The following is a 20631-nucleotide window of genomic DNA, read 5'->3' as shown; positions in this document are numbered from 1 at the left end:
CTGATGGTGTTGGAAGACGCAACAGGGTGTAGCGCATTGCGCTCGCGCGTCGCAGCTGTCACCAATTGATTTTTATTGGCTCCGGCCAAAGACGTTGAAAGGCATGGGCTTCAGCCCCGACCCGACCACGCCGGTGTCGCTGGGCGCGACGGCTGCCTTGCCAGCATGAGTGCCGCGGCATCGCCGTCAATGCGCGCACACCGCCTGCCCGGCCGCTCGCGGCCGGGCAGGCAACGATGTAGCCAGACGCGGACGATGTCGCTCAGGCGGCGGCCTGCGTCGTCACCGGCAGGCGGTTGCCGATCCATTCGGCGATGCTGGCGGCCGCGTCGCGGCCTTCGGCCACCGCGGTCACCACCAGGTCGGCGCCGCGCACCGCGTCGCCGCCGGCGAACAGCTTGGGGTTGGTGGTCTGGTAGGGCAGGCGACCGCTGCCATCGGGGTCGCTGCCGCCGGCCAGGATGCGGCCGTTGGCCGTGCCTTCCACGCCCTGCGCGGCCAGCCATTCCGGCACGCTCGGCGAGAAGCCGAAGGCGATGATCACCACGTCCGCGTCCAGCAGCGATTCGCTGCCCTCGATCGGCACCGCGGCCTGGCGGCCGCGCGCATCGGGTTCGCCCAGGCGGGTCTGCACCACGCGCACGCCGGCCAGCTTGCCGGCGGCATCAGCTTCCACCGCCAGCGGCTGGCGGTTGAACAGGAAGCGCACGCCTTCCTCGCGCGCGTTGGCCACTTCGCGCGCCGAGCCGGGCATGTTGGCTTCGTCGCGGCGATAGGCGCAGGTCACCTTGGCCGCGCCCAGGCGGATCGCGCTGCGCACGCAGTCCATGCCGGTGTCGCCGCCGCCGAGCACCACCACGCGCTTGCCGCTCAGGTCCGGCAGCGCGATGGTGTCTTCCCAGCCGGCGATCGGCCGGCCCCACGGGTCGTTGCCGCCGACGATGCGGCTGTTCTGCACCAGGAACGGCAGCGCCGGCAGCACGCCGGGCAGGTCCTGGCCGGCCAGGCCGCCGTCGGTGTAGCGGTAGGCGCCGGTGCCGAGGAACACCGCGTCGTATTCGCCGAGCAACTGCTCCAGGCTCACGTCGCGGCCGATCTCCACGCCCAGGCGGAACTCCACGCCCATGCCTTCGAGCACCTCGCGGCGCTTGCCGATCACGCTCTTGTCGAGCTTGAAGCTGGGGATGCCGAACTGCAGCAGCCCGCCGATCTGCTCATAGCGGTCGTACACCACCGCATGGATGCCGGCGCGGACCAGGCGGTCGGCGCAGCTGAGCCCGGCCGGACCGGCGCCGACCACCGCCACGCGCTTGCCGGTGGCCTGGACCTGGCTCAGGTCCGGGCGCCAGCCGTTGTTGAGCGCGGTATCGACGATGTACTTCTCCACCGCGCCGATGGTGACCGCGCCGAATTCCTCCAGCGTGCAGCTGCCTTCGCACAGGCGGTCCTGCGGGCACACCCGGCCGCACACTTCCGGCAGCGGATTGGTGCTGTGGCACAGCGCCGCCGCTTCCTCGATGCGGTTCTCCTGCACCAGCTGCAGCCACTGCGGGATCGCGTTGTGCACCGGGCATTTCCAGCTGCAGTAGGGATTGCCGCAATCCAGGCAGCGCCCGGCCTGGTACTGCGCGTCGGCCTTGTCGAACTTGCCGTACAGCTCGTTCCAGTCGCCGGACGTACGCAGCTCCACCGGGATGCGCTGCGGCATCTGCCGGGGCAGGTCGAGGAACTGGAAGGCTTGTTTGCGGCTCATAGGGCTGGGAGTCGGGAATGGGGAATGGGGAATCGGAAAAGCGGATCTGCATGCGCGGAAGGGGAACTGGCGAGCCGGGCTTTGACCATTCCCGATTCCCCAGTCCCGATTCCCGGCGCCGCCATCAGGCGGCGCGCCGCAACGACTCGGTCAGCGACTCGATGCTCGCCGCCTTCGGCTTGACCAGCCAGAACTTGCCGACGTAGTCGCGGAATTCGTCAAGGATCTGCTGCGCCCAGATGCTGCCGGTCAGTTCGCGGTGGCGGCTGATCAGCTTGTGCAGGTGCTGGCGGTGGCTCTCGAAGCCTTCGGCGGAGATGCGATGGATGTCGATCAGCTCGTGGTTGTAGCGGTCGACGAAATCGCGGTCCACGTCGAGCACGTAGGCCAGGCCACCGGTGAAGCCGGCGCCGAAGTTCAGCCCGACCTTGCCCAGCACCAGCACGATGCCGTCGGTCATGTATTCGCAGCAATGGTCGCCGGCGCCTTCGATCACCGCCAGCGCGCCGGAGTTGCGCACGCCGAAGCGCTCGCCGGCGCGGCCGGCGGCGTACAGCTCGCCGCCGGTGGCGCCGTACAGGCAGGTGTTGCCGATGATCGCGGTGCTGCGCGCCTCGAAGCGCGCGCCACGCGGCGGACGCACCACCAGGCGGCCGCCGGCCATGCCCTTGCCGACGTAGTCGTTGGCCTCGCCTTCCAGCTCCAGCTGCAGGCCGCCGGCGTTGAACGCGCCGAAGCTCTGCCCGGCCGAGCCGCGGAAGCGCAGGGTCAGCGGCGCATCGTCCATGCCGTGGTTGCCGTGCACGCGGGCGATGGCGCCGGACAGGCGCGCGCCGATCGAGCGGTCGGTGTTGTGGATCAGGAAGCGATGGTCGCCGCCGGTCTTGTTGGCGATCGCGTCGGCGAGCAGGCCGTCCATCTGCGTGGCCAGGCTGTCCGGCGATTCGTACAGGCGCTGCGCGGCGCAATGGCCGCCGTCGTAGCGCACGTCCTTGAGCAGCCGCGACAGGTCCACGCGCACGCCTTCGCGCGGCGACACGTTCAGTTGCTGCAGCAGTTCGGTACGGCCGATGATCTCGTCCAGCGAGCGTGCGCCCAGGTACGACAGCCATTGCCGCACTTCTTCGGACAGCAGCTTGAAGAAATTCTCCACCCGCTCGGGCAGGCCGGTGAAGTGGTTGGCGCGCAGGCGCTCGTCCTGCGTGGCCACGCCGGTGGCGCAGTTGTTGAGGTGGCAGATGCGCAGGTACTTGCAGCCGAGCACGATCATCGGGCCGGTGCCGAAGCCGAAGCTGTCGGCGCCCAGGATCGCGGCCTTGATCACGTCCAGGCCGGTCTTCAGGCCGCCGTCGGTCTGCAGGATGGTGCGGTCGCGCAGATTGTTGGCGACCAGCGCCTGGTGCGACTCGGCCAGGCCCAGTTCCCACGGCACGCCGGCATAGCGGATCGAGCTGACCGGGCTGGCGCCGGTGCCGCCGTCGTGGCCGGACACGGTGATCAGGTCGGCGCCGGCCTTGACCACGCCGGCGGCGATGGTGCCCACGCCGGCATGGCTGACCAGCTTCACCGACACCAACGCGGTCGGATTGACCTGCTTGAGGTCGTAGATCAGCTGCGCCAGGTCCTCGATCGAATAGATGTCGTGGTGAGGCGGCGGCGAGATCAGGCCGATGCCGGGCTTGGCGTAGCGCAGCCGCGCGATCAGCTCGTTGACCTTGTGCCCGGGCAGCTGGCCGCCTTCGCCGGGCTTGGCGCCCTGCGCGACCTTGATCTGCAGCACCTCGGCATTGACCAGGTACTCGGGGGTGACGCCGAAGCGGCCGGAGGCCACCTGCTTGATCTTGGAGCGCTTCTCGGTGCCGTAGCGCGCCGGGTCTTCGCCGCCTTCGCCGGAGTTGCTGCGCCCGCCGAGGCGGTTCATCGCGATCGCCAGCGCCTCGTGCGCCTCGGGCGACAGCGCGCCCAGGCTGATCGCGGCGGTATCGAAGCGGCGCAGCAGGTCGGCGGCCGGGGCGACCTCGTCGAGCGGGGTCGGCACCTCGGCGCGCTTGAGCTGCAGCAGGTCGCGCAGCGCCGACGGCGGACGCGCATGCACCGCCTCGGCGTACGCGGCCCAGTCGGCCTGCTCGCCGCTGCGCGTGGCGCGCTGCAGGGTCATGACCACGTCCGGGTTGTACATGTGGTACTCGCCGCCGTGCACGTACTTCAGCAGGCCGCCCACTTCCGGCTTGAGCAGGTCGTTCCAGGCGCGCGCGGTCAGCTGCCGCGCCTCGGTGTCCAGCCGCGCCAGGTTGACCCCGCCGATGCGCGAGGCGGTGTCGGGGAAGCACAGCTCCACCACGTCCGGGTCCAGCCCGACGATCTCGAACAGCTGCGCGCCGCGGTAGCTGGCGATGGTGCAGATGCCCATCTTGGAGATGATCTTGGACAGGCCCTTGTAGATGCCCTTGCGGTACTTGCGGCCGATCTGCGCCTGTTCGCCGCCCTTCTTCAGCAGCAGGATGCCGCGCCGGCCCAGGTCGAACAGGGTCTGGTAGGCCAGGTACGGATACACCGCGGTGGCGCCGAACCCGAGCAGGCAGGCCATGTGGTGCGGATCGCGCGCGGTGCCGGTCTCGATGATCAGGTTGGCGTCGCAGCGCAGGCCGGCGCGCGACAGATGGTGGTGCACCGCGCCGGTGGCCAGCAGCGCATGCGCCATCGGCCGTTCCGGCACCGGGTAGCGGTCGGTCAGCAGCAGCATGACCTTGCCGTCGCGCACCGCCTGCTCGGCCTGCGCGCAGATCCGCTCCAGGCCGGCCTTGAGGCCTTCCTCGACGCTGTAGGACAGGTCGATCTGCGCGTTGCGGGTCTGGTACTGCTCCATCTTCAGCAGCTGGCGCAGCTTGCGCTGGCTGAGCACCGGCGAATTGAGGATGACGTGGTTCACCGTCTCCGGGCCGGCATGGAAGATGTTGGTCTCCTTGCCGAGCTGGGTGGTCAGCGACATCACGCAGTCTTCCCGCAGCGGATCGATCGGCGGGTTGGTGACCTGCGCGAACGCCTGGCGGAAGTAGTCGTACAGCGGCCGGGTGTGACGGCTGAGCACCGCCATCGGGGTGTCGTCGCCCATCGAGCCGGTGGCTTCCTGCTCGGTCTCGGCCAGCGGCCGCAGCACCTGCTCCACTTCCTCGGTGCTGAGCTGGAACAGCTTGTGGTAGCTGCGCAGGGTGCGCTCGTCGAACGGCTCCTCGACCAGCGACGGGTCGATCAGCTCGGTCTGCAGGTAGGTCACGCCCTGCTGCAGCCACTGCTTGTACGGGGCGCGGCCGCGGTTGATGCGGTCGATCGCGTCCGAGTCGAGCAGGTCGCCACGCTTGAGATCGATGGCCATCATCTCGCCCGGGCCGAGCTTGCCCTTGCGGGTCACGCGCTCGGCCGGCAGCTCCCACACGCCGGCTTCGGAGGCGACCAGGAAATGGCGGTCGGAGGTCAGCATCCAGCGCGCCGGGCGCAGGCCGTTGCGGTCGAGCATGCACGCCGCGTAGCGGCCGTCGCAGGCGACGATGCCGGCCGGGCCGTCCCACGGCTCGGTGTTGAGCCCGTAGAACTCGTAGAACGCGGCCAGGTCGGCATCCTTGAACTCCAACGACTGGGTCGCCGGCGGCACCAGGATGCGCAGCGCCTGCAGCAGGTCCATGCCGCCGGCGACCAGCAGCTCGAGCATGTTGTCCAGGCTCTGCGAATCGGAGCCGTGCATCGAGATCACCGGGTCGAATTCGGCGATGTCGAAGCGCGGGGTCTGCCACACCTTGCTGCGCGCCTGCGCCCAGTGCCGGTTGCCCTCGATGGTGTTGATCTCGCCGTTGTGCGCGAGCAGTCGGAACGGGTGCGCCAGCGGCCAGCGCGGCAGCGTGTTGGTCGAGAAGCGCTGGTGGAACACGATCGCGCTGGAGGCCAGGTCGCTGCGCTGCAGGTCCGGGTAGAAGGTGCTGAGCTTGTCCGGCAGCACCATGCCCTTGTAGCTGATGCCGTTGGGCGAGAGCGTGGTGACGTAGAAGTCGGCGATGTCGCGCAGGCGCTGCTCGGCGCGGCGGCGCGCCAGGAACAGGGCCAGGGCGAACGCATCGTCGCCCTGCTCGGCGCCGGCATCGACGAACACCTGCTCGATGTGCGGCAAGGTGTCCTTGGCCAGCTGCCCGCACACCGAATCGTCGGTGGGGGTGACCCGCCAGCCGCGCGGCTGCGCGCCGGCGCGGACCAGTTCCTCTTCCAGCACCTGGCGGCAGCGCGCGGCGCCATCGGCGTCGTCGCGCGGCATGAACACCTGGCCGGCGGCGAAGCGCGCGCCCACCGCGATGCCGGCGTCGCGCGCCAGCGCGCGCAGGAACGCATCGGGTTTGCGGATCAGCAGGCCGCAGCCGTCGCCGGTCAGGCCGTCGGCGGCGACGCCGCCACGGTGGGTCATCCGCGACAGCGCGGCAATGGCGGTATCCACCAAGGCCCGCGAGGGTTGGTCATCGAGTTGCGCGACCATGCCGAAACCACAGGCATCGCGCTCGTCTTGGGGGGCGTAGAGCCCGTGGCGGTTGCGGGGGGCCATGTCTGCCTCTGAAAAGCGATCCGAAGGAACGCGGCGACACTCGCCCCCGCTCTATCCTGGAGCGCAACTTGAGGTCACCGGAACATCGACTAAAGCACATGTTGGTGCGGTGCCGCAATACACCGTTGCAGGTGCAACCGTCGTCGCGTCGCCGGCCTTGCCGCCGCCGCCGTGTGCGCCGCCCGCAGGCGGCGCCGGAGCGGCCTCAGCCGCAGCGTACGCCGGTGATCTGGTTCTTGGCATCGACCTCGATATTGAGCCGTTCGCCGTCGAACTCCATGGTCACCGCCTGGTTCGGCTTGAGCACGCGCACGCGCTTGGCGTTGGTGTCGCTGCGCGCCTGGTCCAGCAGCGCCTGTTCGGCGGCCTGGCCGACCAGGCCCTGCGCCTGCGAGGCGTCGCAGCTGCCCACCGGCGGCGGCTCCGGGGCGCTGGCCGGATCCGGCGCGGCGGCCTGCTGCGCGGCGGCCTGGGCCTTGGCCGCCACCTGTTCCTGCTCGTCCGGCGGCGGCGCGGTGCACGCGCCCAATGCCAGCGCCAGGCAGGCCGTGCCGAACAGGCCGGCACGCGCGGACGCACGAGAAGAAAGGAAAGTGCTCATCGGGGCTCCTGGTGGGTGGAGGGAAGACCGGTCCAGCATAAGCGCACAAGAATCGGACAAGTCGCGTTCGCCACACGTTAACCGGTCGATATTGACGCGGCCTAGGCAGCGCGCTGCCGACAATCCCGGCTCCTCACCCGCTGGCGTCCCGATGTCCAATGCGTCCCGCACCACCGCCGCCACCGAGGCGGCCCGCGCGCTGCAGGCCAGGCAGGCCGCCAGCAGCGCCGGCCTGGTCTACGTCAGCGACACCGAACCCGGCATCGCCCGCCGCCGCGCCGGCAGCGGCTTCGGCTACCGCCTGCCCGACGGCCGTGCGGTGCGCGATGCGCCGACCCTGCAGCGCATCCGCCAGCTGGCGATCCCGCCGGCCTACACCGAGGTATGGATCTGCACCAAGCCCAACGGCCATGTGCAGGCCACCGGCCGCGACGCGCGGCGGCGCAAGCAGTACCGCTACCACGCCGACTGGGCGCAGGTGCGCGGCGACGGCAAGTTCGAACGGATCATCGCCTTCGGCCAGGCGTTGCCGCGGTTGCGCCGGCGTCTGCGCCGCGACCTGGCGCTGCCCGGCTACCCGCGCGACAAGGTGCTGGCGATGGTGGTGGCGCTGATGGCCGAGACCCTGGTCCGCGTCGGCAACGCCGAATACGCGCGCAGCAACCGCTCCTATGGCCTGACCACGCTGCGCAACCGCCACCTGGAATTCGTCAAGGGCGGCCGCGCGCGGCTGAAGTTCCGCGGCAAGGGCGGGCAGGACCACGACATCGAGGTCGACGACGCGCGCCTGGTCAAGCTGATCCGCGGTTGCCAGCAACTGCCCGGGCAGGCGCTGTTCCAGTACCGCGACGACGACGGCCAGCTGCAGCCGGTGGACTCGGGCGAGGTCAACGACTACCTGCGCGAGGCGATGGGCGAGAGCTTCACCGCCAAGGACTTCCGCACCTGGGGCGGCACCCGCGCGGCGTTGCAGCGGCTGGCGCAGCTGCCCCTGCCCGAACCCAGCAGCGAGCGCGCGCTGAAGCTGGCGCAGAACGCGGTGATCCGCGAGGTGGCCGACGCGCTGGGCAATACCCCGGCGGTGTGCCGCAAGGCCTACATCGACCCTTGCGTGTTCGCCGGCTGGCGCGGCGGCGAACTGCACGGTCTGTGCGAGCGCGTGCGCGGCGAGCGGCAGTGGGACCTGGCGACGCTGAAGTACCTGGCGCAGGCGCGCGCGGCGACGCGCAAGGCGGCCAAGGCCGCGGGCGCGAGGAAATCGGGTGCAAAGGCGGCAGGCTCAAGATCGGCCGCGCCAGCCGCATCGCGCCAGGCCGGCCGCAGCGCGGCAGCCGCAAAAGCGACGCGTCCACGCAAAGCCGGTTGAGCGAAGCGCAGGTGCGGCCGCTCGCGCGCGTGCCGCTGCATCACGCGCAACGCGGACGCTGCGGAACGGCTGCGTCCGCGCCGCTCAGCCGGCGCAGCGTGCCATCGGCCTCAACCGCAATACAGCGTGGTGATGTTGTTGTACGGCCCGACCTCGATGGTCAGGCGATCGCCGCCGCTCTCGCCGGCGCCGCGCGACGCGCTGTCCACGCCGCTGGAGGTGGCGCCGCTGTGGCCGACGCTGCTGTTCACCACCTGCACCTTCAGGCTGTCGCTGTCGACGCGGGCGCGTTCGACGGTGGTCTGCGCGGCGGCCAGGCCGGCGGCGCCGCGCACCTTGTCGACGTGGCACTGGCCGGAGATGACGCCGTCGATCGGCTGTACCTGGGCGATCTGGGTGGTGCTGCAGGCGCCGAGCAGCAGGCTGGCGGCAAGAGGAACGGCGAGGGCGAGCGGATGGCGGATCATGGGCGGGTTCCTTCGTGCGGATAGCGCGAGCGTGTCGCGGCGGATGTTTGCGCGGCATGAAGAGCGCGGTCCCGGGCTGCCGAGGCGCGTCAGGCTGGACGGGCGTGTGCGCCAGCACCACAACAAGCTGAGCACGCCACCAGCTGGACAAGGAAGCGGGCGCTCAGCAGGCTCCTGCGCCGTCGCAACGTGCATCGCCGGCGCAGCAGTTCTCGGTGAGATAGGCCAGCAGGCCGGTCATCGCGGCGAAGTCGGCGCGGTAGCAGATGGTCCGGCCGCGCTGCTCGGCGGTGACCAACCCGGCGTTGCCGAGCTCTTTCAGGTGAAAGGACAGCGTGGCAGCGGGCAAGCCCAGTTCCTGGACGATGTCGCCGGCCAGCTTGCCGCCACGGCCGGCTTGCACCAGCAGGCGGAACACGCGCAGCCGGGTGTCCTGGCCCAGCGCGGACAGGGCCTTGGTTGCCTTCTTATGTTCCATGATTCTAGAATAATCGAATGAATACCGCAGATCAATCGAACATCTCGCTCCCCCATCTCGACCTGGATCTGGCCGATGTGCCGACCCTGGACAGGCTCGCGCTCCAGGGCAGCAGGCACAAGCCGCGCATTCTCGTTCTTTACGGATCGCTGCGGCCCGAGTCGTACAGCCGCAAGCTCGCCTTCGAATGCCAGCGTCTGCTGCAGCACTTCGGCGCCGAGGTGCAGGTGTTCGACCCCAGCGATCTGCCGCTGGCCGATGCGGTCGCGCCCGAGCATCCCAGGGTGCAGGCGTTGCGTGCGGCGTCGGTCTGGTCCGAGGGCCAGGTCTGGATCAGTCCGGAACGGCACGGCACGCTGTCCGCCGTCTTCAAGAACCAGATCGACTGGCTGCCGCTGCAGCAAGGCAGCGTGCGCCCCACGCAAGGGCGAACCTTGGCGGTGATGCAGGTCAGCGGCGGTTCGCAGTCGTTCAATGCGGTGAACGCGCTGCGCGTGCTGGGGCGCTGGATGCGCATGTTCACCATCCCCAACCAGTCCTCGGTGGCCAAGGCGTGGCAGGAGTTCGACGAGAACGGGCGCATGAAGCCCTCCGCCTATTACGACCGGGTGGTCGACGTGCTCGAGGAGCTGATCAAGTTCACCCTGCTCACCCGCGACCGCAGCGACTACCTGGTCGATCGCTACAGCGAACGCAAGGACACCAACGCCGCGGCGCTGCTGGCGCAGCAGGCCGGCGCCGTCGAGCCGGCAGCGCCAGGCGCAGAGAAATACTCCATCCCCCTGGCGCCGCCATCGACGCGCGCCTCGCACGCGGAGCGCGATTGCATGAAAGCCGTCATCTACCACAACCCGGCCTGCGGGACCTCGCGCAACGTGCTTGCGCTCATTCGCCATGTCGGCATCGAGCCGGAGATCGTGGACTACCTCGCGCACCCGCCTGCGCGCGAACGCCTGATCGAACTGATCGACAGCGCCGGCCTGTCCGTGCGCCAGGCCATGCGCCAGAAGGGCACGCCCTATGCCGCCCTGGGCCTGGACGATCCGTCGTTGAGCGACGACGCGCTGCTCGACGCCATGCTCGCCCAGCCGATCCTGATCAACCGTCCCTTCGTCGCCACGGATCTGGGCGTGCGCCTGTGCCGGCCATCGGAGGTGGTGCTGGACATCCTGCCCGCAGCCAGCAGCGCTTTCGCGAAAGAGGATGGCGAGCCGGTGCTCGATCGCAGCGGCAAGCGCATCGGCCGCCAGGCCGGCTGACAGCGCGGACAACCGATCGACGGCGGGGACCTGGCCCGATCGGACCTAGCCCGCGTACCTCGCCTCCGTCAGCCGCCTGGGACGGGCTGACGGCCGGCGGGCTGGATGCGCCCGGTCTGCGTTGTCCGTTGCTGCGGCATCCACGCCGGCATCGCCGGCAATGACCGACGGCCTATTGACTACACGTGTCGCCATGGGTACGTTTGGCGACACGTGTAGTCATTGGGGCGGGCGGATGCGACGCAAATCGATCGGGGACCAGGAACTGGCCCTGCTGCAATACATCGGCGAACAGGGCGAGGCCAGCGTCGGCGAGGTCGCTGCCGGCTTCGGCGAGACCCGCGGGCTGGCCCGCTCCACCGTGCTGACGATGATGGAGCGGCTGCGCGCCAAGGCCTATCTGCGCCGGCGCCAGGTGCAGGGCGTGTACCGCTACGCCGCCACCGCCGGGCAGGACGACGTGGTGCGCAGCGCCGTCGGCAGCTTCGTCGAGAAGACCTTGCAAGGCTCGGTGTCGCCGTTCGTGGCGTGGATGTCGCAGCGCGCCGAGGTCAGCGACGACGAACTGGCCGAACTCGAGGCATTGGTGGCCAAACTGCAATCGCAGCGGCGGGAGGACTGAGGCATGGACATGATCTTCGGCACGACGTTGTTCGAGACCCTGCTGTCGCGGCTGCTGGCGACCAGCGTGCAGGCCGCGGTGCTGGTCGCGGCGATCTGGGCGCTGTGCCGCTGGCTGCCGGCACTGCCGGCGGCCACGCGCTGCCGGCTGTGGTGGCTGGTCGGCGCGCAGACCGTGCTCGGCCTGCTCTGGGCCGGTGCGCTGCAGCTGCCGGTGTTGCCGGCCGCGCCGGCACAGCCCGCGGTTGCCGCGACCGCATTGCCGGCCGTGTCGCTGCAGGCCGCCGGCGCTGCGACAGCGACGACGGCAGCATCGCCGCATGCCGCCATGCAGCGGGCGACCTCTGCCGCCGCAGCGTTGTCCTGGGCGCAGGCGCTGGTCGCGCTGTGGATGGCGGGCGTGCTGCTCGGCGCGCTGCGCAGCGGCCATGCCTACCGCGCCAGCCGGCGCCTGGTGCGCACCAGCACACCGTGCACTGACGCCGCATTGCTCGGCGCCCTGCGCCTGGCCGCCGAAGCGCACGGCCTGCGCCGGCCGCCGCAGCTGCGGCTGTCCGCGCAGATCGATTCGCCGCAGCTGATCGGCCCGTGGCGGCCGGTGCTGCTGCTGCCGGCGCGGCGCCTGGCGGCGATGCATGCCGACGACCTGGACATGGCATTGACCCACGAGCTGGTGCACCTGCAGCGCCGCGACCTGTGGTGGGGCCTGCTGCCGGCGCTGGCGCAGCACCTGTTCTTCTTCCATCCGCTGGTGCACCTGGCGGTGCGCGAATACGCATTGGCCCGCGAAGCGGCCTGCGACGCGGCGGTGGTCGCCGGGCACCGGCACTGCCGGCACAACTATGCGCGCCTGCTGGTGCAACTGGGCGTGGCGCCGCGGCCGGCCGCCGGCGTCGCCAGCGCCTCGCCCAGCTTCGTCAGCCTGAAGCGGCGGCTGCTGATGCTGCAGAGCACCGCATCGTTTTCGCGCTTGGGCGCGGGGCTGATCACTGCCGCGATCGCGCTGGCCGGGGTGATGCCGCTGCGCCTGGTCGCCAAGCCGGCGCCGGCCGATGCGACGCCGGTTGCTGCATCGCCCATCTCGCCCGTCGCGCCGGCTGCACCGGCCACGCCTGCGGCACCCGCGGCCCCGGCGGCCGCGTCCTCGATCGTGGCGAGCGTGCTGGCCCGGCCCGCTCCCACGCCCCCGACGGCGCCGCAGCCGCCGGTCGCGCCCACGGCTCCCACCGCGCCAAATCAGGTCGACGCGCTGGTCACCCAGGGCCGCCTCTCGCTCGGGCAGCACGACGACCGCGATGCCTACGTGCTGGTGCAGGACGGACACAACCTGATGGACGCCTCGCTGGACGACCTGCGCGAAGCGCGTCGCCTGGCCGGCAACGGCGACCTGCTGTGGATCCGCCATGACGGCCACCGCTATGTGGTCCGCGACCCGGACGCGCTGGCGCACTTCGAGGCGCTGCACGCGCAGACCCTGGACCTGGCCGATGCGCAGGCCGAACTGGGCGACCAGCTCGGCGATCTCGGCGAGCGCCAGGGCGACCTGGGCGAACGCATGGCGGAACTGAGCTCGCAGATGGCCGAGAGCGCCGCCCGCCAGGCCGAGGCGGCGGTCGCCGCCAGCCGTGGCGCCGCCAGCCAGGCGCAGATCGATCGCATGGCGGCGCTGCGCGCGACCGAACAACTGCGCCGGCAGGACCTGGGCAAGAAGATCCAGGAGCTGGCCAGGCAACAGGCGCAACTCGGCTTGCAACAGGCCAAACTGGGCAAGCAGCAGGCCGATGCCAGCGAGCGTGCGCGGCAGCGGGCCGAGCACCTGATCCGCGAGGCCATCGCGCAAGGGCTGGCCTCGCCGATCGACGGCTGAGCGCTTCCCCGCAGACGGCGCCCGCGGATAATCGCCGCGGACGCCGACAGGAGGCGCAAGCGACGATGGCCGTTTGCAAGGTGGTGGACGGCCATTTCGGCGCTGCCGTTCCTGCAGCGCTGCCTGGCCGCGCCCGCACGCCTGCGCGACTCGGCGTACCGCTGCCGATGCGCTCGCTGGCGGCGGTGTTCGCGCGCGCCGGGCGCCGGTTCGATCGCTTCGGCAGCGACCTGGGCGGCACGTCGGTGCAGCTGCGCGGGCTCCGCGATGGCCGCGCGCTGTGCTGGGAACTGACCGCGCCGACCCTGCACGGCCCTGAGATTCCCTGCCTGGCCGCGATCCTGCTGGTGCGCAAGCTGGCCAGCGGCGTGACGTCGCCGCTCGGTGCGCATGCGTGCATGGGCCTGTTGAGTCTTGCCGAGTTCGAAGGCGAGTCTGCGGCCTGGCGGATCGAGACTGCGGTGCGGGACATTCAGGTCGGAATCCCCCTGCAGCAAGGCTGCTTGCGCTCCCTTCTCCCATCGGGAGAAGGTGCCCCGAAGGGGCGGATGAGGGTCCGCGCGCAGCCTCGTGCGCCCAACTCCGCGAGACGCTTCGCGCCGTACCCTCACCCCAACCCCTCTCCCGAGGGGAGAGGGGCTAAAGCGCTGCGTTACGGCGCTTCCACGAACGGCACCACTTCGCGGTCCTCGGCTTCGGCGTCGACCAGGCGTTGCAGCAGCAGCGCCAGCGTGACGACGTCCTGGTGGTTGTGCGCGGCGACGCGGCGCAGGTTGCGCGCGCTGCCGCCGCGCAGGTAGTTCAGCCATGCGGCCGGCGCTTCGGAGCCGGGCAGGTCGTCCTCGCGCACGATGCGCAGCAACTGGCGTTCGATCGTGGCCAGCTTGCAGTTCTCCCAGGTACCCCGATAACGGCGCCGGGTGGGATGCAGCAGGTCCACATGCTCCAGCGCCGACAGCGGGTCGGCGCAGCGCGCCAGCCGGTAGCGGGTCTTCAGCAGCGGCGCGTCGTAGCAGCGGCCGTTGTAGCTGGACAGCACCGTGGTCGGCGCCAGCCACGCGCGGAACGCTTCGAGCATCGCCTTTTCCGCGCCCATCGTCGCCATCAGCAGCTGGCGGATCCGCAGGCCGGCGCCCTCGACGGGATGCAGGTACCAGTCGGCCGCGCCGATCATGAAGGCGCGCGTGCCGGTGCCGCCGGCCAGGCCGGTGGTCTCGGTGTCGAAGAACAGCAGGTCCGAGGGCTGCACCGCGTCCTCGCGGCGGGCGAAGGCCAGCGACAGCGCGGCGGCGGGGATCGGCTGCGGCAGGAACGCTTCGATCAGATGCAGGCCGGGCGCGATCTCCACGCCGGGCAGGTGGCGGTCGGCCGCCTGCGGCTTGCGCGCCGAGGTGGCCGGCGCCGCTGCGCGCTCGCGCATGCCGAGCAGGCGCCGCAGCGAGGCGACGTCGGCGCCGCGCTGGCCGAACGGTTCGATCGCGATCGGCGGCGCCACGGCGACGGCGGTGGCGCCACCGCGTGCGGGCATCGGCGCGCTGGGCGCCGGCGCGACGGGCGCCGCAGCGGTGTCGCGCGGTGGCTTGCGCAGCAGCGCGGCCCCGCCTGCGGGCGTGGCGGCCCGCGCCGGCGCGGTCGCCGACGCGGCAGGGCCTGCAGCGACCGCATTGCCCGCCGGCCGCAGGCCCGGTGCCGGCGCACGCGGCGTCTCCACGCCCGGATCGCCGGCCTGCCTGCGCAGCGCGCGCAGGCGTTCGAGGCTGATGCTCATGCGCTGCGCTCCGGCAACGTGCCGGGACCGGCGCGGAGGGTGGTCGATCCGGCATCCGGTACCGCGCCTTCCCGCAGCAAGCGCAGTGCGTACAGATGCTCGAAGCCGGTGCTCATGCGCTCCACTCCGGCAGCGCGTCGGACTGTGCGTCGAGCGCGGTCGATCGGTCGTCCAGCATCGCGCGCTCCAGAAGCGCGCATGGCCCGTGCGGGCACGCGTGATCGATCCTCATGCGCTCCACTCCGGCAGCGCATCCAGTTCGTTGTCGATCGCGGCCGTTTCCTCATCCAGTGCCGCGCCGTCCAGCAACAGGCGCAGCACGTGCAGCGCCAGCGCCTTCGGCGTGGTCGCGCTGTCCTCCTGCGCGGCCAGCACCGGGCCGACGCAGGCCGGGCAGCCGGCCACGCAGTCGCAGCGCTGCACCAGTTCGCGCGCGCGCTGCACCAGCTCGGCCTGGCGCTGCCACAGCGGTTCGCTCAGGCCCACGCCGCCGGGGAAGTTGTCGTACAGGTACACGGTCGGCACGAACTGCTGCAGCTCCACGCCGACCGGCTCGCCGTTGTCGCCGCCGCGCAGCTGGCCGCGGCCCTTGGCGTCGGCCATCGCGAACCAGGCGCCGTCGCCGTCGCCCACCGCCTTCTGCAGGTCGCGCGCGTCGGCCATCACCGCCACCGTCGCCACCACGTGCAGTGCGTAGGCCGCGCCGAGGAAGCCGTCCAGCGCGTCCTGCTTGGCCGCGAACGCCTTCAGCAGCGTGGCCTGCGGCAGCTGCCACCACACCGCGGTGGTGTGCAGCTCCTGGTCGGGCAGGGTGACCGGGCCGTAGCCGATGTTCTCGTGGGTGTAGTAGCGGATCTTCTTGTAGCCGGCCACGCGCCGCACCACGTGCACCTCGCCGTGATGGCTGTCGCCGCGCCCGGCCGCGCCGCCGTCGAAACGGTCCAGCACCTTGAGCTTGGTGAAGTCGATGCTGTCGGTGTAGTAGTCCACGTGGGTGCGGGTGACGTAGGCCTTGCGCCCTTCCCAGTCCAGCTTCTCCACCTGGTACGGGGTGCTCTGCACCATGTGGATCGCGCCTTCGTACAAGGTCAGCGCGGCGGCGGAATAATCCACCTCGGCAATGATCTGCTGCTTGCCGTCGGTCTTGTCCACGACCACGAAATTGCCGTCGGCCACCGAGCGCAGGCTCACCGCGTTGGCCGGATAGCTGTCGGCGATCCATTCCCAGCGGTCGCCTTCCTGGTGCACCACCTCGCTCTCGGCCAGCGCTTCCAGGAACACCGCCGGATCCACCGGGCCGAATGGCTCGCCGGCGACGAAGGTCAACTCGAACGCGGCGCAGCGGATGTGGTCGAACAGGATCAGCGGCTGGTCCGGGGCGATGCGCGCGTGTTCGGGCGAGGCGTCGGCGAAGAAGTCCGGGTGCCGCACCACGTACTGGTCCAGTGGCTGCGAACTGGCCACCAGTACGCCCAGCGAGGGCTGCTGGCGGCGCCCGGCGCGGCCGAAGCGCTGCCAGGTCGCGGCCACGCTGCCGGGGTAGCCGTTGAGCACCACCACGTCCAGCGAGCCGATGTCCACGCCCAGCTCCAGCGCCGAGGTGGAGACGATGCCGTCGATGCTGCCGGCACGCATCGCGCGCTCGGCCTCGCGGCGTTCGGTAGGCAGGTAGCCGCCGCGGTAGGCGCGGATGCGCGGCGGCTTGCGCGGGTCGTGGTCGAAGATGTCCTTCAGGTACTTGGTCAGCACCTCCACCATCAGCCGGGTCTGCGCGAATACCAGCGTCTTCAGCCCGGACTTGATCGCGATGCGCGCGATGCGGTTGCTCTGCGAGCGCGCCGACGCGCGCAGGCCCAGGTCGGCGTTGACCACCGGCGGATTCCACAGCAGCACGTGTTTGTCGCCGGACGGCGCGCCCGATTCGGTGATCGCATGCACGCGCTGCTCGATCAGCGCCTCGGCGTGCGCGCGCGGGTTGCCGATGGTGGCCGAGCACAGGATGAATTGCGGATTCACCCCATAGAACGCGCAGATGCGCTTGAGCCGGCGCAGCACGTTGGTGACGTGGCTGCCGAACACGCCGCGGTAGGTGTGGATCTCGTCGATCACCACGTAGCGCAGGTTCTCGAAGAACTGCGCCCACTTGGTGTGGTGCGGCAGGATCGCCTGGTGTAGCATGTCCGGGTTGCTGACCACGATGTCGCCGTGCAGGCGGATCGCCTGCCGCGCATCGCCCGGGGTGTCGCCGTCGAAGGTGAAGGCCTTCACCCCCAGCTCGCCGGCGCGGTTGAGTTCCAGCAGCTCGGCCACCTGGTCCTGCGCCAGCGCCTTGGTCGGGAACAGGTACAAGGCCTTGGCCTGCGCGGTCATCGCCGCGGCCACCACCGGCAGCGTGTAGCACAGCGACTTGCCCGAGGCGGTGGGCGTGACGATGGCCACGTGCTCGCCGCGCTGCGCCGCGTCCCAGGCCTCGGCCTGGTGGCTGTACAACTGCTCGATGCCGCGCGCCTTCAGCGCCGCGACCAGCGCCGCCGGCACGTCGTCCGGGATCGGCGCGTAGCGGCCCGCGCGGCCGGGGAGCATGAAGCTGCCGGTGATGCGGTCGTGGTAGCGCCGCTCCAGTCGCTCGGTCAGCAGCGCGCCGTCGCGCGAGGGCGCGCCGCCGGTGGTGGACAGGGCGCGCTCGGCGTCCTCGGTGCGGCGAGCTAGGGCGTGGGCGGGCATCGGGACGGCTCTCAAAGCGGGACAGGGAAGCGGAACGGCGTCTCAGGGTATGAGACAGCGGCCAACCGGGCGAGGGCAGCTGGCTGAGCGGATTCAGCCAGCGAGACGAAACATATCCGTGATCGCCATGACGGGTTGCGGCATATGACGGATGGCGTTATGGTTGCTGCGTGATCCGGAACTTCGTCGACAAGGAAGCCGAAAAGATCTGGCAGGGCACGCCTTCACGGCGATTGCCGGCCGATATCCAGGCTGTGGCTCGGCGCAAGCTACGCATGCTCAACAGCGCGGCCATACTGGACGACTTGCGTGTTCCACCGGCCGACCATCTGGAAGCGTTGAAGGGCAATCGCAAGGGCCAATACAGCATCCGGATCAACGATCAATCGCGTGTGTGCTTCCAATGGAAGGACGGCGATGCGCTGGACGTGGAAATCGTCGACTACCACTGACCCATCGAGCCGCCATGAAGACCCTGCCCAACATCCACCCCGGCGAAGTCCTGCTGGAGGAATTCCTGACCCCGCTGGGCATCAGCCAGAACGCACTGGCGCGCGCCGCCGGCGTGCCGCCGCGCCGCATCAACGAAATCGTGCTCGGCAAGCGCAGCGTGAGCGCCGACAGCGCGATCCGGCTGGCCGCCGCGCTCGGCACCAGCGAGCGCTTCTGGCTCGGCCTGCAGGCCGACTACGACCTGGAACAGGCGCGGCGCGCGCTGGGCGCGCAGGCGCGCAAGATCGAGCGCATCGCGGCGTAGCCCACGCAGGAGCGTGTCCGCCGTCGCGATGGCGGACGGCGCCGGCGCGCGCGGGCCGGCAACGCTGACCTGATCGTCGCGGCCAGCGCGTATCCTGTGCTCCCCCCTCGCGCAGCGGCGCCGTCCCCCGACGCGTCGAAGACTCGCCTTGTCCGTGCCCGCTCTCGCTCCTGCCGCACATTACAAAACCGCCGGCGCCCGCCGCGCCGACCTGGTCGTGCACGCCGCCGGCCTGCTGCTGTCCATCGTCGGCGGCGCCATGCTGATCTGGCGCCCGCACGCCAACCACGAGCTGCTCCTGGCCACCTGCGTCTACGCGCTGGGGATGCTGGTGATGTTCGCCTGCTCGGCGGCCTACAACTTCGCCCCGCCGCAGCGCCAGCCGATCCTGCGCAAGCTCGACCACGCCGGCATCTTCGTGATGATCGCCGGCTCCTACACGCCGCTGTTCGTGCTGGCGCTGTCCGGCGCCTGGGTCTGGTCGATGACCCTGGCGGTGTGGGGCGTGGCGCTGTTCGGCGTGTTCGCCAAACTGTTCCTGCCCGGCATCAGCAAGGGCTTCTGGGTGGCGATCTACCTGCTGTTGGGCTGGGCCGGCATCGTCGCGATCAAGCCGCTGATGGCCAGCCTGGACAGCGCCGTGCTGTGGTGCATCGCCGCCGGCGGCATGTTCTACACGGTAGGCGTGGGCTTCTACGTGCGCAAGTCGATGGTCTACAACCGCGCCATCTGGCACGCGCACGTGCTGGGCGGCGCGCTGTCGCACTGGTGCGCCATCTGGTTGTGCCTGCAGCCGATGCAGACGGCCTGAGCGCCGTGCAGAAGCGCGCGCTGCCAGCGGCGCGCGCGCGGCCGTGCCGCCGCCGCGATGGTGACGTTCAGCCGCCGACCGTAAGCTCGGCACCTGCCATGGCCATGCATGGGAAAGGATGGATCTCGATGTGCAATGCCGCGCGTTTCGTGGTTGCCGCCGCGCTGCTTGGCGCGGTCGTGCAGGTGCATGCCCAGCAGGCCGACCCCGCGCCCGCCGCGAGCGATCGGAACATCCAGACTCTCGACGAAGTGCGCGCGCTGCCGCCGGACGTGGAGCAGCCGTTGGACCTGTACCGTTTCAAGAATCCGGTCAGCGCCCAACCCAACCGCTTCGACAAGGATTGGCGGCCACCGCCCTCGGTGGAGCAGGTCAGCCAGGGTGGCGGCTACCTCGCGCTCGGCATCTACTACGTGGCCGGCAAGGCGGCCAGGGGGTTGCATACGCTCACTGGCGCGCCGGACCAAGTCCAGCCGGCCATCGCCCGCCCGCCGCCGTTGGACGACGCGCAACTGCGTCGCGCCGCGGAACTCTGCGCCGCGCAGCATCCGGATTGCGCCGCGCGGCAGTGAGTCGCCCGGCCGACCCTGTCGTGTGCGTGATTGGCTGCGCCGCCGTGCGCGCTGCGCTCATCCGAGCGTCAAATCAGCATCGCCCTCCGCGCGCTTAGCGCAGAGGGCGAGCAGAGGCTTACAGCGAGCAGCGCAGACGGCGGCCGCGCGTGACGAAGGTATCGGTGCGCGCGTCGTAGCTGCGGTAGCGCTGCTGGCAGGCGCGGACGTGGCGGTACCAATCGTCGTGCCGCGACCGGTGCGCAGGCGGATTGCCCGGACGCGGGCCCCATTTGGGATCCCAGCGGCCATAGCGCTTGTCGTCCGGCCGATCGTGATCGTTGCGGCGGTCGTCGTGCCTGGCCTGCTCGCGGCGATCGTCGTTGGGTTGGCCCGGTCGCGGGTCGTCGTGGCGAGGGTCATTGTCGTGCCGGTCCCGGGGCGGGACCTGCTCGGCGCCTGCAACGGCAGGAACGCCGGCGGCCAGGGCACAAGCGACGACAACTCCGAATAGCTTATTCATTCGATTTCTCCATGGGCGGGCCACACATGGCGATCCGCCGATGAACCTACTCGCACCGGTGCGGTGATGCCGTGATGTGTCCGCGCAATGGTTGGCGCCGCGCGACGGGTGGATCGGCTTGGTCCACGGTGCAAAAGGCAGCGGAGGAATGCTGCCACGCCACCGGCACCGGCGCGTTCAATCGCGCCGGTCGCAGCGGCTTGGGCGACTGCGCGCCAGCACCGCCACGACCGTCTGCAGGCGCCGGCTCATCCAGCCGGGTACCGGGCGGACGCGCGGCGACGGTATCTCCGGAAGGTCGAACAGCGCCTGCTGGCCCGGACGCAACGGGGACGAGGATGCGGAAGGAAGTGGACGCTGCGGCTTCATGGGGATGCCTGATGGAAGGTGGCAAAAGCACTGGGGGACGAACGACGCAACAACGAGAAGGTGCAGCAAGGTTCCATGCCGCAGCGCCGCCGGAGGGCGTTGCCGCTGGCGGCCGCGACGCTCGCGTGGAGCTC

General features: G+C 70.6%; 16 protein-coding genes and 2 pseudogenes. 10 read left to right on the top strand and 8 right to left on the bottom strand.

The window, feature by feature from the left end:
• Positions 1–262 precede the first annotated feature (262 nt).
• The 3 genes from NRY95_22195 to NRY95_22185 all read right to left on the bottom strand — a co-directional run bounded on the left by NRY95_22195 (position 263) and on the right by NRY95_22185 (position 6936).
• Entirely contained in the window at positions 263–1753 is a 1491-nt protein-coding gene (locus tag NRY95_22195) for an FAD-dependent oxidoreductase (protein UYC16346.1), read from the bottom strand.
• A 124-nt stretch (positions 1754–1877) separates the two neighbouring features.
• Positions 1878–6335 (bottom strand): glutamate synthase large subunit, encoded by a 4458-nt coding sequence (gene gltB / locus NRY95_22190; protein ID UYC16345.1) that lies wholly within the window; start codon positions 6333–6335, stop codon positions 1878–1880.
• Positions 6336–6540: 205 nt separating this feature from the next.
• On the bottom strand, positions 6541–6936 hold the full coding sequence (locus NRY95_22185; GenBank protein UYC16344.1) for an I78 family peptidase inhibitor: 396 nt from the start codon (positions 6934–6936) through the stop codon (positions 6541–6543).
• Between the two features lie 151 nt (positions 6937–7087).
• Between NRY95_22185 and NRY95_22180 the strand changes: the two genes are divergently transcribed.
• Positions 7088–8302 (top strand): DNA topoisomerase IB, encoded by a 1215-nt coding sequence (locus NRY95_22180; protein UYC16343.1) that lies wholly within the window; start codon positions 7088–7090, stop codon positions 8300–8302.
• A 110-nt stretch (positions 8303–8412) separates the two neighbouring features.
• Here NRY95_22180 and NRY95_22175 read toward each other — a convergent pair whose 3' ends face one another.
• Together NRY95_22175 and NRY95_22170 are read right to left on the bottom strand one after the other, a co-directional pair.
• Complete coding sequence (locus NRY95_22175) at positions 8413–8769, bottom strand: hypothetical protein (protein ID UYC16342.1); 357 nt, start codon at positions 8767–8769, stop codon at positions 8413–8415.
• Between the two features lie 163 nt (positions 8770–8932).
• A complete protein-coding gene (locus NRY95_22170; protein UYC16341.1) occupies positions 8933–9247 on the bottom strand; it encodes a metalloregulator ArsR/SmtB family transcription factor in 315 nt (104 codons plus the stop codon).
• A gap of 17 nt (positions 9248–9264) precedes the next feature.
• On the opposite strand from NRY95_22170, the pseudogene arsH reads away from it, so the two are divergent.
• The 5 genes and pseudogenes from arsH to NRY95_22145 all read left to right on the top strand — a co-directional run bounded on the left by arsH (position 9265) and on the right by NRY95_22145 (position 13458).
• A pseudogene (gene arsH, locus NRY95_22165) lies at positions 9265–9954 on the top strand (arsenical resistance protein ArsH).
• Between the two features lie 120 nt (positions 9955–10074).
• Complete coding sequence (arsC, locus tag NRY95_22160; protein UYC18667.1) at positions 10075–10506, top strand: arsenate reductase (glutaredoxin); 432 nt, start codon at positions 10075–10077, stop codon at positions 10504–10506.
• A 235-nt stretch (positions 10507–10741) separates the two neighbouring features.
• Positions 10742–11128, top strand: a complete 387-nt coding sequence (locus tag NRY95_22155) for a BlaI/MecI/CopY family transcriptional regulator (GenBank protein UYC16340.1) — start codon at positions 10742–10744, stop codon at positions 11126–11128.
• 3 nt (positions 11129–11131) lie between these two features.
• Complete coding sequence (locus NRY95_22150; GenBank protein ID UYC16339.1) at positions 11132–12994, top strand: M56 family metallopeptidase; 1863 nt, start codon at positions 11132–11134, stop codon at positions 12992–12994.
• A gap of 102 nt (positions 12995–13096) precedes the next feature.
• A pseudogene (locus NRY95_22145) lies at positions 13097–13458 on the top strand (saccharopine dehydrogenase).
• Between the two features lie 188 nt (positions 13459–13646).
• On the opposite strand, the gene NRY95_22140 reads toward NRY95_22145, so the two are convergent.
• Together NRY95_22140 and NRY95_22135 are read right to left on the bottom strand one after the other, a co-directional pair.
• Entirely contained in the window at positions 13647–14762 is a 1116-nt protein-coding gene (locus NRY95_22140; GenBank protein UYC16338.1) for a ribonuclease H-like domain-containing protein, read from the bottom strand.
• A 228-nt stretch (positions 14763–14990) separates the two neighbouring features.
• Complete coding sequence (locus tag NRY95_22135) at positions 14991–17486, bottom strand: DEAD/DEAH box helicase (protein UYC16337.1); 2496 nt, start codon at positions 17484–17486, stop codon at positions 14991–14993.
• A 170-nt stretch (positions 17487–17656) separates the two neighbouring features.
• On the opposite strand from NRY95_22135, the gene NRY95_22130 reads away from it, so the two are divergent.
• The 4 genes from NRY95_22130 (at position 17657) to NRY95_22115 (ending at position 19626) form a co-directional block, all read left to right on the top strand.
• Positions 17657–17938 (top strand): type II toxin-antitoxin system RelE/ParE family toxin, encoded by a 282-nt coding sequence (locus tag NRY95_22130; protein ID UYC16336.1) that lies wholly within the window; start codon positions 17657–17659, stop codon positions 17936–17938.
• 14 nt (positions 17939–17952) lie between these two features.
• Positions 17953–18243, top strand: a complete 291-nt coding sequence (locus NRY95_22125) for a HigA family addiction module antitoxin (GenBank protein UYC16335.1) — start codon at positions 17953–17955, stop codon at positions 18241–18243.
• Between the two features lie 148 nt (positions 18244–18391).
• On the top strand, positions 18392–19054 hold the full coding sequence (locus NRY95_22120) for a hemolysin III family protein (protein UYC16334.1): 663 nt from the start codon (positions 18392–18394) through the stop codon (positions 19052–19054).
• 128 nt (positions 19055–19182) lie between these two features.
• Positions 19183–19626 (top strand): hypothetical protein, encoded by a 444-nt coding sequence (locus NRY95_22115; GenBank protein ID UYC18666.1) that lies wholly within the window; start codon positions 19183–19185, stop codon positions 19624–19626.
• Between the two features lie 118 nt (positions 19627–19744).
• Here NRY95_22115 and NRY95_22110 read toward each other — a convergent pair whose 3' ends face one another.
• Positions 19745–20128 (bottom strand): BA14K family protein, encoded by a 384-nt coding sequence (locus NRY95_22110; protein ID UYC16333.1) that lies wholly within the window; start codon positions 20126–20128, stop codon positions 19745–19747.
• Positions 20129–20631: the final 503 nt, after the last annotated feature.

This window comes from Xanthomonas campestris pv. phormiicola (assembly GCA_025666215.1).
Lineage (GTDB): Bacteria > Pseudomonadota > Gammaproteobacteria > Xanthomonadales > Xanthomonadaceae > Xanthomonas_A > Xanthomonas_A campestris_A.
This window is presented reverse-complemented; position numbering and strand designations above follow the sequence as displayed.